The 14,626-nt window shown below is 72.8% G+C and carries 10 protein-coding genes and 1 tRNA gene; 9 read left to right on the top strand and 2 right to left on the bottom strand.

Annotation, left to right across the window (positions count from 1 at the left end):
• Positions 1–199: 199 nt before the first annotated feature.
• Positions 200–3,796: a transcription-repair coupling factor gene (gene mfd, locus QJS33_RS18390; protein WP_306369241.1), complete on the bottom strand. Its 3,597-nt coding sequence runs from the start codon at positions 3,794–3,796 to the stop codon at positions 200–202.
• A 347-nt stretch (positions 3,797–4,143) separates the two neighbouring features.
• Here mfd and cysC point away from each other — a divergent pair, with 347 nt between their 5' ends.
• On the top strand, positions 4,144–5,739 hold the full coding sequence (cysC, locus tag QJS33_RS18385; RefSeq protein ID WP_306369240.1) for an adenylyl-sulfate kinase: 1,596 nt from the start codon (positions 4,144–4,146) through the stop codon (positions 5,737–5,739).
• 48 nt (positions 5,740–5,787) lie between these two features.
• A complete protein-coding gene (locus tag QJS33_RS18380) occupies positions 5,788–6,528 on the top strand; it encodes a MazG family protein (protein WP_306369239.1) in 741 nt (246 codons plus the stop codon).
• Positions 6,529–6,742: 214 nt separating this feature from the next.
• Here QJS33_RS18380 and QJS33_RS18375 read toward each other — a convergent pair whose 3' ends face one another.
• Positions 6,743–7,954 (bottom strand): FAD-dependent monooxygenase, encoded by a 1,212-nt coding sequence (locus QJS33_RS18375; protein ID WP_306369238.1) that lies wholly within the window; start codon positions 7,952–7,954, stop codon positions 6,743–6,745.
• 144 nt (positions 7,955–8,098) lie between these two features.
• On the opposite strand from QJS33_RS18375, the gene QJS33_RS18370 reads away from it, so the two are divergent.
• From QJS33_RS18370 to QJS33_RS18340, 7 genes are all read left to right on the top strand, one after another.
• Positions 8,099–8,665 (top strand): TetR/AcrR family transcriptional regulator, encoded by a 567-nt coding sequence (locus QJS33_RS18370; RefSeq protein ID WP_306369237.1) that lies wholly within the window; start codon positions 8,099–8,101, stop codon positions 8,663–8,665.
• Between the two features lie 106 nt (positions 8,666–8,771).
• The gene (eno, locus tag QJS33_RS18365; protein ID WP_306369236.1) at positions 8,772–10,055 is read left to right on the top strand and encodes a phosphopyruvate hydratase; all 1,284 of its coding nucleotides are present in this window, start codon (positions 8,772–8,774) and stop codon (positions 10,053–10,055) included.
• 183 nt (positions 10,056–10,238) lie between these two features.
• The gene (locus QJS33_RS18360; RefSeq protein WP_306369235.1) at positions 10,239–10,610 is read left to right on the top strand and encodes a septum formation initiator family protein; all 372 of its coding nucleotides are present in this window, start codon (positions 10,239–10,241) and stop codon (positions 10,608–10,610) included.
• A gap of 70 nt (positions 10,611–10,680) precedes the next feature.
• Positions 10,681–11,259, top strand: coding sequence for a DUF501 domain-containing protein (locus QJS33_RS18355; RefSeq protein WP_306369234.1), 579 nt, complete (start codon positions 10,681–10,683; stop codon positions 11,257–11,259).
• A complete protein-coding gene (locus tag QJS33_RS18350) occupies positions 11,256–12,242 on the top strand; it encodes a Ppx/GppA phosphatase family protein (protein ID WP_306369233.1) in 987 nt (328 codons plus the stop codon). The genes QJS33_RS18355 and QJS33_RS18350 overlap by 4 nt, the downstream gene beginning before the upstream one ends.
• 810 nt (positions 12,243–13,052) lie before the next feature.
• Positions 13,053–14,432, top strand: coding sequence for an NAD(P)/FAD-dependent oxidoreductase (locus tag QJS33_RS18345; protein WP_306369232.1), 1,380 nt, complete (start codon positions 13,053–13,055; stop codon positions 14,430–14,432).
• A gap of 111 nt (positions 14,433–14,543) precedes the next feature.
• Positions 14,544–14,617, top strand: a tRNA-Leu gene (locus tag QJS33_RS18340).
• The last annotated feature ends 9 nt before the right edge of the window (positions 14,618–14,626 follow it).

Here is a 14,626-nt window from a genome sequence, read left to right as displayed (position 1 = left end):
CGCCTGTGGCGCCGCGACGCGGCCGAGGACGACTCCGAGGACCTGTACGGCATCACCTACGAGGCCGGCTCCGACGAGGCCGACGCCCCGAAACCCTGAGACACGGCGCCCTGGGATACGAAGCCCTGGGATACGAAGCCCTGGGACACGGCGCGGGGCCGCACCCCCGGGGGGATGCGGCCCCGCCGTGCGTCCGGGGTCAGTCCTTCGGGGCCGGGGGCTTGGGCTTGTCCGGTTCGAAGACGGCGTTGACCAGTTCCGTGCACCAGGCCAGCAGCTCCAGGTCGCGCAGCGGCTTGCCGCCCATGCCGCCCGCCTTGGGGACCGGCACCAGCAGGGTGCGGGTGGCCTCCTTGAGCAGCGACTTCGGGTACATCCGCCGCAGCCGCAGCTCCTGCGACTCCCGCAGCTCCACCGGGGTGAACCGGATCTGGTTGCCCTGGAGCACCACGTCCTGGAGCCCCGCGGAGCGGGCCAGGACCCGGAACCGGGCCACCGCCATGAGGTTGTCCACCGGCTGGGGCGGGGTGCCGTACCGGTCGGTGAGCTCCTCGTAGGCGGCGAGCACGTCGTCCTCGCAGGTGATGCCCGCGATCCGTTTGTACGCCTGGAGCCGCAGCCGTTCGCCCGGTACGTAGTCGTGCGGGATGTGCGCGTTGACCGGCAGCTCGACCCGGGTCTCGGCCTCCTCGGCGGCGCTCTGGTCGCCCTTGAGCTCGGCGACGGCCTCGCCGACCATGCGCACGTACAGGTCGAAGCCGACCCCGGCGATGGTGCCCGACTGCTCCGCGCCCAGGATGTTGCCCGCGCCGCGGATCTCCAGGTCCTTCATCGCCACGTACATGCCCGCACCGGTCTCGGTGTGCTGGGCGACGGTGGCCAGCCGCTCGTAGGCGGTCTCGGTGAGCGGCTTCTCCGGCGGGTACAGGAAGTACGCGTACGCCCGCTCGCGGCCGCGGCCCACCCGGCCGCGCAGCTGGTGCAGCTGGGACAGGCCGTAGGCGTCGGCCCGGTCCACGATCAGCGTGTTGGCGTTGGGGACGTCCAGGCCGGACTCGACGATGGTCGTGGAGACCAGCACGTCGAAGTTCTTCTCCCAGAAGTCCACCATGACCTTTTCGAGCTGCTGCTCGTTCATCTGGCCGTGGGCGTAGGCCACCCGCGCCTCGGGCACCAGCCGCTTGATCTCGGCGGCGACCCTGTCGATGGACGCGACCCGGTTGTGCACGAAGAACACCTGGCCCTCGCGCATCAGCTCCCGGCGGATCGCCGCGGTGATCTGCTTGTCCTCGTAGGGGCCGACGAAGGTCAGCACCGGGTGGCGCTCCTCCGGCGGGGTGAGGATGGTGGTCATCTCCCGGATGCCGGTCAGGCCCATCTCCAGGGTGCGCGGGATCGGCGTCGCCGACATGGCGAGCACGTCCACCTGGGTGCGCAGCCGCTTGAGGGCCTCCTTGTGCTCGACGCCGAACCGCTGCTCCTCGTCGATGATGACCAGGCCCAGGTCCTTGAACCGGGTCTCGGCGGACAGCAGCCGGTGGGTGCCGATGACCACGTCGACCTCGCCGGTGCGCAGGCCCTCCCGGGTCAGCTCCACCTCGGCGTCGGTCTGGAACCGCGACATCGGCTTGACGGTGACGGGGAAGGACGCGTACCGCTCGGTGAAGGTGGACAGGTGCTGCTGCACCAGCAGCGTGGTGGGCACCAGCAGTGCCACCTGCTTGCCGTCCTGCACCGCCTTGAACGCGGCCCGCACCGCCACCTCGGTCTTGCCGTAGCCGACGTCGCCGCAGATCAGCCGGTCCATGGGGACGGACCGCCCCATGTCCTTCTTGACCTCTTCGATGGCGGCGAGCTGGTCGGGGGTCTCCACGTACGGGAACGCGTCCTCCAGCTCCCGTTGCCAGGGCGTGTCCGGGCCGAACGCGTGCCCGGGCGAGGCCTGGCGGGCCGAGTACAGGCGGATGAGGTCGCCCGCGATCTCCCGCACCACCTTGCGGGCGCGGCTCTTGGCCTTGCTCCACTCGGCGCCGCCCATCTTGGACAGCGCGGGCGCCTCGCCGCCGACGTACCGGGTGACCTCGCCGAGCTGGTCGGTGGGCACGAACAGCCGGTCGCCGGGCTGGCCGCGCTTGGACGGCGCGTACTCGATGAGCAGGTACTCGCGGGTGGCGCCCTGGACCTGGCGGCTGACCATCTCCAGGTAGCGGCCCACGCCGTGCTGCTCGTGCACGACGTGGTCGCCGGGCTTGAGCTGGAGCGGGTCGATGGTGCCCTTGCGGCGGCTGGGCATGCGCCGCATGTCGCGGGTGGAGGACTTCTGTCCGGCCAGGTCGGTCTCGGTGAGCACGACGGTGTGCACCGTGCGCAGCAGGAACCCGTGGTCGACCAGCCCGGTCGTCACGGTGGCCACGGCCGGGGCGGGCGGCTCGGTGAGGTCCTGGACCAGGTGGGCGCCGAGCCCGGCGTCGCGCAGCATCGCCACGAACCGCTCGGCGGGGCCGTGCCCCTGGGTGACCAGCACGACGCTCCAGTTGTCGTGCAGCCAGCCCTTGATGTCGGCCAGGGCGCGCTCGGTGTCGCCGCGGTAGGAGTCGGCGGGCACCGCGCCCACCACCACGGCGTCGTCCTCCTCGCGGACGTCGGCCTCGCCGGCGCTGAACGGGGTCAGCCCCCACCAGGGCGTGCCCAGCCGGGAGGCGGTGGAGCGCAGGTCGGCGATGGACGTGTACGCGGAGGCGCCCAGGTCGATGGGCGACTCGCCGCCGGAGGCGGCGTTGATCCAGGACGCCTCCAGGAACTCGGCGCTGGTGGCCTCCAGTTCGATGGCGCGGGTGCGGATGCGCTCGGGGTCGCAGCCCACCACCATGGCGCCCTCGGGCAGCAGCTCCAGCAGCGGTTCCATGCGCTCGGCGAGCACGGGGGCGAACGCCTCCATGCCCTCGACGGCGACGCCGTCGGCGAGCTTGGTGAGGACCTCCGCCAGCGACGGGTGCTCGGCGGCCAGGGCGCGGGCGCGCTCGCGGACGGTGTCGGTGAGCAGCAGCTCCCGGCAGGGCGGCGCGAACAGCCCGGAGGCGGCGTCGCCGTGGTCGCCGCCCTCGCCGGGGGTGATGGACCGCTGGTCGGCGACCTGGAAGTAGCGGATGTCCTCGACGCTGTCGCCCCAGAACTCCAGGCGCAGGGGGTGTTCCTCGGTGGGCGGGAACACGTCGAGGATGCCGCCGCGCACGGCCATGTCGCCGCGCTTCTCCACCAGGTCGACCCGGGAGTAGCCGGTGTCGGCCAGGGCGCGGACCACGTCCTCCAGGGACGCCTCGTCGCCCGGGCGGACCCGGACGGGTTCGAGGTCGCCCAACCCGGCGACCAGGGGCTGGAGCACGCTGCGCACCGGCGCGACGACGACTCTCAGCGGTGCGGTCAGCGGGTCGGCGGGGTCGGGGTGGGCGAGTCTGCGCAGCACGGCCAGCCGCTGGCCGACGGTGTCCGAACGCGGGGACAGCCGCTCGTGCGGCAGCGTCTCCCAGGCGGGGAACAGCGCGACGGAGTTCTCGGGCAGCAGCGAACGCAGCGCGTCGGCCAGGTCCGAGGCCTCCCGCTCGGTGGCGGTGACGGCCAGGACGGGGCGGCCGGCGCCCAGGGGCGCGTCGGCCGCCAGCGCGCCGACCATGAAGGGGCGCAGCGCCGCGGGGGCGACGAGGTCGAGGTGGGGATCGCGGCCGCCGCGGGCGGTCTCGATCGCGCTGTGCAGTGCCGGGTCCCGGGAGACGTCGGCGAGAAGTCCAATGAGGCTCATAGCACCAAAGAAAGAAGAAGAGGTTCCGGTTCAGGCGGAAGGTCGCGGCCTGCACGGTGAGGGGCGGCGGCACGGCCGTAGGCGCCGCCCGGGTCTGTTCAGACTACCGAGTCCGGGGCCCGCGCGCGGGTCGGGTCCGGACCGGCGCCGTTGCGGTGTCCCGGTCCGGGCCGGGGTGCGCGGCGGGCGGTGCCTTCATGGGAACCTTTCGTGGCCTGCGCGTATTCCGTTCCCCGCGGTGCCTCGGGAGCCGCCGGCGCGGTGCGGCGCGGCGGCGGGCACCCCGTCCGGCATACGCTAGTGGCGATTTCGATGAACCCCGGTCGGACCGTAGGAGAGGAAGTCGCGTGGTGAGTGTCGACAGGCGTGGGAGCACGTCGGACGGGGCCTCCGGGCGGCCGGACGCCCCGGTCTTCGCCCCGGGCCCGGACGCGCTCGCACATCTGGAACTGATCCTGAGCGGGGCGTACCCGCTGCCGGGATTCATGACACGCGAGCAGGCGGAGTCGGTGGAGCGCGCGGGCCGACTGCCCGATGGGCGCGCGTGGCCGGTTCCGGTCATTCTTTCCGTTCCGGCGGATTTCACCGTCGACGGCGGGTCGGTGGTCCTCACCGACCCGGAGGGCGCCCCGCTGGCGGAGCTGGCGGTCGCCGAACGCTGGAAGGACGAGGCCGGGGGGTACCGCCTGGCGGGCGAGGTGTCGCTGCTGCGGCCGCCCACGTACGGGGTGCTGCGCGAGCTGCGGCACACCCCGGATCAGGTGCGCGCCCGCCGCGATCTGGAGGGCGGGGCCGCCGGGCCGCTGCTGGCGGTGGTCACCGACCGGCCGCTGCACCACCGGGCCCTGCACCAGATCCGCGCCCAGGCGGAGGCGCTGGGCCGGGCCCCGGGGGTGGCGGCGGACCGTGCCGAGGTGCTGGTCCTGATCGACACCGGCCTGGAGGACGAGGGCATGACGGCGGCGGTGCTGGCCGCCCGGCCGCTGCTGCCGCCGCGCACCTCCTTCGCGGTGTGCACGCTGCCGCGCGCGGCGGCTCGGGCGAGCGGGCCGTTCGGCGGCCCGTGGGGCGACCGGGACGCGCTGCTGGCGGCGCACGTGGCCGCCGCGTACGGCGCCACCCACCTGTTCGTGGAGGCGGGGGAGGACGGTCCGGACGTGGACCGCGTCATGGCCCGGCGCCCGCCGGTGACGCTGCTGGCGCCCGAGCCGTGGCGCTACGACACGGACGAGGGCCTGTGGGAGCCGCTGACCCGGGTGGACCCGGCCCGGGCCCGCCGGGAGCCGTCCGACGCCGAGGTGGAGGCGGAGCTGGCGCACGGCCGCGAGCTGCCGGCGTGGTTCACCCCGGCGCGGGTGGCCGCGGAGCTGGAGCGGTTGCGCCCGGCGCGCACCCGGCGCGGGCTGACGGTGTTCTTCACGGGGCTGTCGGGGTCGGGCAAGTCGACCATCGCGCGGGGCGTGTGCGACGGGATCCGCCGGGCGGGCCGCTCGGTGACGCTGCTCGACGGCGACGTGGTGCGGCGCATGCTCTCGCACGGGCTGACGTTCTCCCCGCAGGACCGGGAGATGAACATCCGCCGGATCGGGTACGTGGCGGCGGAGATCGGCCGCCACGGCGGGGTGTCGGTGTGCGCGCCGATCGCCCCCTACGCCCGGGGCCGCGCCGAGGTGCGGGCCATGGCGCAGGAGGCGGGCGGCGACTTCTTCCTGGTGCACGTGGCGACGCCGCTGGAGGTGTGCGAGGCCCGGGACCGCAAGGGCCTGTACGCCAAGGCGAGGGCGGGGGAGATCCCCGCGTTCACCGGGATCTCCGACCCCTATGAGGAGCCCGACGACGCGGACCTGGTGGTGGACACCGTGGACGCGGACCCGGCCGACTCGGTGGCGGCGGTGCTGGCCGCGCTGCGCACGGGCGGCTGGCTGCCCGAGCAGGACCACTGACCGTTCCCCTTCGACCGCTGCCCCTCTCACGATGGACGAGGACCCGATATGACCGAGCCCCAGCCCGCCGGGCACCGCCTGCTGCGCCTGGTGGAGGTGATGGACACGCTGCGCCGCGAATGCCCCTGGGACCGCGGCCAGACCCATGAGTCGCTGGCCAAGTACCTCATCCAGGAGGCGTACGAGACGCTGGAGACCATCGAGGAGGGCGACCTCGGGCTGCTGCGCGAGGAGTTGGGCGACGTGCTGCTCCAGGTGGTGTTCCACGCGGCCATCGCCGCCGAGCGGCCCGAGGGCGACCCGGCGCGGTTCACGGTGGACGACGTGGCCGACGCGATCATCGACAAGATGACCCGCCGCCACCCGCACGTCTTCGGCGGGGTGGAGGTGTCGGGCACCGACGAGGTGTGGTCGAACTGGGAGGCCATCAAGGCCGCCGAGCGGGCCGCCAAGGCCGAGGCCGCGGGGGGGACGGACGTCTCGATCCTGGACGGGGTGCCCTTCGCACAGCCCGCGGTGATGCTCGCCTCCGAGGTGCAGGGGCGCGCGGTGCGCAACGGGTTCCCCGCGGACCTGGTGGGCGACGACGGCGGCGAGGGCGGCGGGCTGTTCGCGGCGGTGGCCGACGAACGCGGCCGCGGCCGCGACGCCGAGACCGACCTGCGCGCGGCGGCCCGCCGCTTCGACGCGCGGGTGCGGGCGGCCGAGGCGGCCGCCCGCGCGGACGGCCGCGACCCGCGCGGGCTGTCCGAGCAGGAGTGGCGCACCTACTGGGCCGCCACCTCCTGATCGGGGCGGCCCCGGGCGGCCCCGCGGAAATCGGGGTCGTCCCGCCCCGGCCCGCACTTTCCCGCCCTTTCCCGTTCCGGCCCAGGTCAGGGGCGGGCCGGGACCGGGGCGTCGGTCATGTCCCGGCGAGTGGTGCGAGAACACCGGCTGTTCGCACAAGGACGAGTCGCCGGCCGGAGCGTTGTCGCCTTCGGTACCCGGGGGCCGAACGAAGTCACACCACCCGGCGGGACACCACCGGGGCGTCCAGGTCCAGGGCCTCGGCGGCGCGGGACAGGCGTTCGTCGAACCGGCCCAGCAGTGAGAGCAACGGCCCGCCCGCCCGCAGCAGCGTGTTGCGCAGGACGATCCCGCGACGGGTGCGCGGGGCGAGGATGCCCAGCCCGGCGTCGGCGATGGCCTGGTTGGCGTTCACGTAGGGCCGCATCCGGGCCTCGTAGGCGGCCAGGGCCTCGGCGGTGCCGTCGTGCCGGGCCAGCTCCTGGGCGAGCACGTACGCGCCGACCAGGGCCAGGCTGGTGCCCTGCCCGGACATGGGGGAGGGGCAGTACCCGGCGTCGCCCAGCAGGGCCACCCGGCCGGTCGACCAGGCGTCCATGTGGATCCGGGTGACCGAGTCGAAGTAGAAGTCCTCCGACGCGTCCATGGCGTCCAGGATCCGGTCGTTCTCCCAGCCCAGGCCGGAGAACTCCGCGCGCAGGTACGCCCGCTGCGCGGCGGGCGGGCGGCGGGCGATCCCGGCGTCCCCGTCGGTGCGGACCAGGAAGATCCCCTTGGCGCCCTCGGCGCGTGGGGTCTGGTACATCCCCGACCCCTTGCCCGGGACGTTGAACAGCAGCGCCTCCCGGTCCAGCCCCAGGTGGTTCGGGACCGTGAAGATGCTGATGTGGGCGCCCAGGAACCGGGCGTACCGCTCCTCGGGGCCGAACGCCAGCCGCCGGGTCGTGGAGTGCAGCCCGTCGGCGCCCACGACCAGGTCGAAGGTGCGCGGCGCGGCCTTCTCGAAGGTCGCCCGCACCCGGTCACCGTCCTGCTCCAGGGCGGTGAGGGTGTCGTCGTACAGGTACTCGGTGTACACGGTGGTGGGCGTGTGCAGGATGCGCACCAGGTCACCGCGCAGGACCTCCAGCGAGCGGCCGTCGTCCACCGCGTCGGCGGAGGAGATCCCGGCGCGGCGGCGGCCCCGGGCGTCGACGAAGGCCGCGCCGTTCATCTCGGTGAGGTTGCGGCGGATCTCGTCGAGCACGCCCATGCGTTCGGCCACGTCGATGGCGACGCCGCGCAGGTCGATGGCGTAGCCGCCGGGCCGCGGGGCCGGGGCGCGTTCGACCACGGTCGCGCGGATGCCGTGGTGGTGCAGCCAGTGGGCGAGGGCGGGTCCGGCGACACCGGCGCCGGAGATCAGGACGTCGTGCACGGCGGGCATGGGAGGTCCTCCAAAGGGTCCCTCGGAAGGTGTGCCGTCCCCTTCACCGTAAAGAGCCACTTACCGGTCGTCAAGTAACTTACCGGTCGGAAGGTCAGGGCTAGACTCTTGGGGCAACCAGCGGCAGGAACGGGAGTGACGTCTGTGCCCAGAACGCACGGTGACACCAGGGCGGAGATCCTCGCGGTCGCCCTCGACCTCTTCGGCAGGCAGGGCTACGAGAAGACCAGCCTGCGCGAGATCGCCGAACGGCTGGACCTCACCAAGGCCGCGCTCTACTACCACTTCCGGTCCAAGGAGGACCTGCTCCGGGCGCTCGTCGAACCGTTGCGGCAGGACATGGAGGAGTTCCTCGCCGGGCTGGACGAGACCTCCCGCCACGCCCCCGACGAGATCCTGGGCACCTACTTCGACGTCTGTGTGCGCCACAGCGCCCTGATGACCGCGCTGCTCAACGACCTGGCTTCGCTGAACCGGATCGGACTGGTCGGGGACGTCATGGCCTGGCGGCGCCGGCTGGACGCCGCGGTCGTGGGGGAGGACGCCGACATGCCCGCCCGGATGGGCGCGGTCATCGCCCTGGGCGGCCTCCAGGACCTCGCCGTCCTCCTGGACCCCGACCAGGCCCGACGGCACCGCGGGCGGGCCGTCGCCATCGCCACGGCGGCCCTGCTGGAGGCGACCGGACCGCGAACACCCGGCATGGACTAGACCAATTCCGCAGGGTGCTCGCGCTCACACCCGGAGCGGGTCGCTAGTCTCGTGTCGGGTCCTGGAACAGTGGTTCCCAGAAACACCGAAGAGACGGAGACTGACCGTGGCGTCCATCGAGGCAGTTCAGGCGCGAGAGATCCTTGACTCCCGCGGCAACCCCACCGTCGAGGTCGAGGTCGGGCTCGACAACGGCATCATCGGGCGCGCCGGCGTGCCCAGCGGTGCCTCCACCGGCAAGTTCGAGGCGGTCGAGCTGCGCGACGGCGGCGACCGCTACGGCGGCAAGGGCGTGACCAAGGCCGTCGCGGCCGTCAACGACGAGATCGCCAACGAGCTGCACGGGTTCGAGCCCGACGACCAGCGGCTGATCGACCGCGCGCTCATCGAGCTCGACGGCACCCCCGACAAGTCCCGGCTGGGCGCCAACGCCATCCTGGGCGCCTCCCTGGCCACGGCGCACGCCGCCGCCCTGGAGGCGGAGCTGCCGCTCTTCCGCTACCTCGGCGGCCCCAACGCGCACGTGCTGCCCGTGCCGATGATGAACATCCTCAACGGCGGCGCCCACGCCGACAGCAACGTCGACATCCAGGAGTTCATGGTCGCCCCCATCGGCGCGGCCACCTTCTCCGAGGCGGTCCGCTGGGGCGCCGAGGTCTACCAGGCCCTGAAGTCCGTGCTCAAGGGCCACGGCCTGGGCACCGGCGTCGGCGACGAGGGCGGCTTCGCCCCCAACCTGGACAGCAACCGCGCCGCCCTGGACCTCATCGTCGAGGCCATCGAGAAGGCCGGGTACACCCCCGGCACCGACATCGCGCTGGCCCTGGACGTGGCCGCCTCGGAGCTGTTCTCCGACGGCGTCTACACCTTCGAGGGCAAGCCGCGCACCTCCGCGGAGATGTCCGCCTACTACGCCGAGCTGGTCGAGGCCTACCCCCTGGTCTCCATCGAGGACCCGCTCGACGAGGAGGACTGGGAGGGCTGGAAGGCCCTCACCGACGCCATCGGCGACAGGGTCCAGCTGGTCGGCGACGACCTGTTCGTCACCAACCCCGAGCGGCTGTCCCGCGGCATCGACAGCGGCACCGCCAACTCGCTGCTGGTCAAGGTCAACCAGATCGGCACCCTCACCGAGGCGCTGGACGCGGTCGCCCTGGCCCAGCGCAGCGGCTACACGGCGATGATCAGCCACCGCTCCGGCGAGACGGAGGACACCACCATCGCCGACATCGCGGTGGCCACCAACGCTGGGCAGATCAAGACCGGCGCCCCGGCGCGCAGCGAGCGGGTCGCCAAGTACAACCAGCTGTTGCGCATCGAGGAACTGCTGGAGGACGCCGCCGTCTACGCGGGCGTGTCGGCCTTCCCGCGCTTCGCCCGGCGCGGCTAGTCTGCCCCAGTGTCCCGCGAATCGCAGCAGCCGCCCGCAAAGGCCCGTAAGGCGACCAAAGCCGACAGGCCGCGCGGTCGTGCCGCCCGGCGGGACACGAGGACACCGGACCGGAAGAAGCAGAAGCAGCAGCAGGGGAGGGCGTCACGACCGGCGTCCTCCCCGGCCCGGGCCGTGCGGCCCATGCTCACCAGCCGGGCCGCGATCCTGGCCCTGGTCGTGTGCGTGATCGCGCTCAGCCTGGCCTACCCGCTGCGCGAGTACGTGGCCCAGCGCGCCCAGATCGCCCGGCTCCAGGAGGAGCGGGCGCGCATGGAGGCGAGCGTGCACGAACTGCGCTCGCGCGAGGAGGCCCTGAGCACCGACGAGTACGTCGAGCGCGAGGCCCGGCTGCGCCTGCACTACCAGTACCCGGACGAGACCGCCTACATCGTGGTGCGTCCCGAGGACGAGGACGAGCCCGGCGCCGAGGCGGGCCCCGGCGAGCCGTGGTTCACCGCGCTGTGGCGTTCGGTGCAGGAGGCCGACGACCCCGCCGCGGGCGCCGCGCCCTGACCGGCGGGTTCCGGCCCGCACGGCCCCGGGCGGGCCGCGGACGCCCCGGTGGCCCTATCCTGGACCGGTCATGACTTCCGCAGATCAGCCCGCATCCGGGCGTACCGGGGACCCCGTCGACCCGAGCGACACCGCCGCCATCGAACTCCAGCTGGGCCGTGCCCCGCGCGGCGTGCGCGGGGTCGCGCACCGCTGCCCGTGCGGCCTGCCGGACGTGGTGCGCACCGCACCGCGGCTGGAGGACGGGACCCCCTTCCCGACGTTGTACTACCTGACGTGCCCGCGCGCCGCGTCCGCGATCGGCCGGCTGGAGAACTCCGGCCGGATGCGCAAGATGCAGGACCGCCTGGCCGAGGACCCGGACCTGCGCGCCGCCTACACCAAGGCGCACGAGTCCTACATCGCCGAGCGGGCCGAGCAGGCGCGCCGCGACGGCGTGGAGCCGCTGCCGGAGGGGATGCAGAGCACCGGCGGCATGCCCACCCGGGTCAAATGCCTGCACGCGCTGGTCGCCCACGAGCTGGCCGAGCCGGGGATCAACCCGTTCGGCGCCCAGGCTCTGGAGGAGCTCCCGCACTGGTGGGACAGGGGACCCTGCGTGTGCGTCGACGAGAACGCCCCCGAGGGCACGGAAGGGAACGGGTCATGAGCGGTGTCGCGGCGATCGACTGCGGGACGAACTCGGTCAGGCTGCTGATCGCGGACGTCGTCCACATCGACGGTGACGAGGTCCAGGTCGTGGACGTCGACCGGCGCATGGAGATCGTGCGGCTGGGCGAGGGCGTCGACGAGACCGGGGCGTTCGCCCCGCAGGCGCTGGAGCGCACCTTCGAGGCGCTGCGCGGCTACGCCGAGGCCATCGAGGCGCACGGTATCGAACTGGGCCCGGACGCGGTGCGGATGGTCGCGACCAGCGCCACCCGGGACGCGGACAACCGCCGGGTGTTCATCGACGGCGTGCGCGAGATCCTGGGTGTGGAGCCGGAGGTCGTCACCGGCCTGGACGAGGCGGAGCTGTCCTTCGTGGGCGCCACCGCCGAGTTCGCCGCCGAGGCCGCCGAGGGCGGGCACCCCGACCTCAAGCCGCCGTTCCTGGTGGTGGACATCGGCGGCGGGTCCACCGAGTTCGTCCTGGGCGGCGAGCCCGCCGCCCAGGACGAGCTGGTGCGGGCCGCGCTGTCGGTCAACATCGGCTGTGTGCGGATGACCGAGCGGCACCTGCGCAGCGACCCGCCCACCGCGCAGGAGATCGCGGCTGCGACCGCCGACATCGACGCGGCGCTGGACGAGGTCGAGCGGGTCGTGCCGCTGCGCGAGGCGGGCACGGTGGTGTGCGTCGCGGGCACCGCGACGACGGTCGCCGGGATCGCCCTGGACCTGCCCGAGTACGACTCCGAGCGGATCCACCACACGCGCGTGTCGGCGGCGGAGCTGGACCGGATCACCGGGGAACTGCTGTCGGCCACGTCGGTGGAGCGGTCGGAGATCGGCGTCATGCACCCGGGCCGGGTGGACGTGATCGGCGCGGGCGCGCTGGTGCTGTCCCGGGTCCTGGCCCGCACGGGGGCGGACGCGTTCACGGCCAGTGAGCACGACATCCTGGACGGCGTGGCCTGGAGCCTGGTCGTCTAGGTGCGCTGACCTGAGGGGTCGGGCACACGGGAAGCGGGAGGACCGCTGATCGCGGTGCGCAACCGGTGGTGATCGTAGTGGTGCGGCCGCCCCGTGAACGCTTCCCGGACCCGGGCCGATACGGGCGAGCGTAGGCCCGTTCCTCGATCAGGACCCGGTTGGACGGTGTCCCACCGAGTGGTGTGACCTCGTTCGGTTCCAGAGCCCCAGAGGTGACGACGCGCCGGCCGGCGATTCGTGCTTGTGGACAGCCGTTGTTCCCACACCACTCCACGGGACACGGCCCCCGGTCGGACCTCCCGACCTCGCCGCTGGTCCGGGGCCGAGGGGCGGGCGCCTTCGAGCGGCTCGGCGCTCGCGCCGGGTGCCGGGAGCGGCCTCGCGGCTCCGTGGGGGTACCGCGCCGAAGGCGTCCGCTGAGGGTGGTGGCGGGCGACGGGCGGGCCCGGAATGATCCGCCGAACGCACCCCGGACCCGAGCACGGGGCAGGAGAGCTCGTGTTCTAGGGTTCACCAGGGTCTTTCGGGGTCCGGACAAGGGGCCTCCGGGTGAGACGTGTCACCCCGTCGGACCCTTGTGAACGCTTTCACAACCGCCCTGAGCTGCGGAAACGCCATTCGGGCCGGTGGGAAAGTGGTGGGAAGGTGGCCAGGTGTGAACCTTCTCTGTGGGCAGGTGCTTGTGAAAGAATGCACAAGCAGCGACAAAAAGGTCGGGCTCCCGTAACAGCCACGACTCACAACCTGAGTGGGAGCCTCCACCCCCGACACGCAGGGGGAGGCCGAAGAAACCGTTAGGGCGGAAATGCGATGACCGAGAGCAGGAACTACCGGCTGGTGCACGGCGGAGGGGACGAGGCGGAGATCCCGCACATCCTCATCGTCGGTGGCGGTTACCTCGGGATGTACACCGCGAAGCGGCTGGAGAAGAAGCTCGGTGCCGGTGAAGCGCGGATCACCGTCATCGACCCCAACTCGTACATGACCTACCAGCCGTTCCTGCCCGAGGCCGCGGCCGGCAGCATCTCCCCGCGCAACGTGGTCGTTCCGCTGCGCAAGGTCTTCAAGCGGGTCCGCGTCCTGGGCGGCCGGGTCGTGCGCATCGACAACGCCGACCGCACCGTCCGCTACGAGCCCAACGTGGGCGAGCCCGAGACCATCTCCTACGACTACCTGGTGATGGCCGCCGGTGCCGTCTCGCGCACCCTGCCCATCCCCGGCCTGGCCGAGTGGGGCATCGGCATCAAGACGGTCGAAGAGGCCGCCTTCCTGCGCAACCACGTGCTCGACCAGCTGACCATCGCCGACTCCACCGACGACGAGGACGTCCGCCGCAAGGCGCTGACCTTCGTGTTCGTCGGCGGCGGGTTCGCCGGCGCCGAGGCCATCGCCGAGCTGGAGGACATGGTCCGCGACGCGGTCCGCATCCACCCCTCGATCGAGCAGTCGGACGTGCGGTTCTTCCTCATCGAGGCCGCCGACAAGATCCTGCCCGAGGTCGGCCCCGAGGTCGGGACCAAGGCCCTCAACCAGCTGCGCCGCCGCGGCATCGACGTCCGGCTCAAGACGTTCCTGGAGTCGGCCGTCGACCAGCGCATCAAGCTCAGCGACGGCGCCGAGTTCGACGCCGGGACCCTGGTGTGGACCGCGGGCGTCAAGCCCAGCCCGGTGGTCTCCGCCAGCGACCTGCCGCTGGGACCCAAGGGCCACGTCGACACCAGCGAGTACCTCATCGTCAACGGTGCGGAGAACGTGTTCGCCGGCGGTGACAACGCCCAGGTGCCCGACGGCAACGGCGGCTACTACCCGCCCAACGCCCAGAACGCGGTGCGCCAGGCCCCGGTGCTGGCCGACAACGTCATCGCCACCCTGCGCGGCGAGAAGCCCAAGGCCTACCGCCACAAGAACCTCGGCGCGGTGGCCGGGCTGGGCATGCACAAGGGCGCCGCCCAGCTGTTCGGGAGGATCGGGCTCAACGGCCGTCTGGCCTGGTACGCGCACCGCGCCTACCACCTGTTCGCGGTCCCGACCTTCAACCGCAAGTTCCGGGTGCTGTCGGACTGGACCCTCGGGTTCTTCCTGCGCCGCGACTTCGCCGCGCTGCCCGACATGGCCGAGCCCCGCCAGGCCTTCGAGGAGGCCAGCAACCCGCAGGCGGTCGAGGGCGGCCACCTGCGCCGGGTGAGCTGACACCGGTACGGCGGAGGCCGCTCCCCCCGGGGGGGAGCGGCCTCTCCGCGTGTCCGGTTCCGGTCGGTCGGCGGCAAAGTGCGCGATCGGCCCGGCCGGTATGATGGGCTCGCCCTCGTAGCCCAATGGTAGAGGCAGGCCCCCTAAAAGGGTCACAAGTGTCGGTTCGAGTCCGACCGGGGGTACTCGCGGGC

Origin of the sequence: Nocardiopsis sp. CC223A (assembly GCF_030766825.1) — a bacterium.
Lineage (GTDB): Bacteria > Actinomycetota > Actinomycetes > Streptosporangiales > Streptosporangiaceae > Nocardiopsis.
The sequence above is the reverse complement of the archived record's forward strand: the minus strand, read 5'-3'. Positions and strand labels throughout refer to the sequence as shown.

Bases quoted from the DNA above. Each gene is read 5' to 3' on its own strand.
- mfd (WP_306369241.1), bottom strand. From the start codon at position 3,796: ATGAGCCTCATTGGACTTCTCGCCGACGTCTCCCGGGACCCGGCACTG.
- QJS33_RS18380 (WP_306369239.1), top strand. From the start codon at position 5,788: ATGACCGAGCCCCAGCCCGCCGGGCACCGCCTGCTGCGCCTGGTGGAG.
- QJS33_RS18375 (WP_306369238.1), bottom strand. From the start codon at position 7,954: ATGCCCGCCGTGCACGACGTCCTGATCTCCGGCGCCGGTGTCGCCGGA.
- QJS33_RS18360 (WP_306369235.1), top strand. From the start codon at position 10,239: ATGCTCACCAGCCGGGCCGCGATCCTGGCCCTGGTCGTGTGCGTGATC.
- QJS33_RS18355 (WP_306369234.1), top strand. From the start codon at position 10,681: ATGACTTCCGCAGATCAGCCCGCATCCGGGCGTACCGGGGACCCCGTC.
- QJS33_RS18350 (WP_306369233.1), top strand. From the start codon at position 11,256: ATGAGCGGTGTCGCGGCGATCGACTGCGGGACGAACTCGGTCAGGCTG.
- QJS33_RS18345 (WP_306369232.1), top strand. From the start codon at position 13,053: ATGACCGAGAGCAGGAACTACCGGCTGGTGCACGGCGGAGGGGACGAG.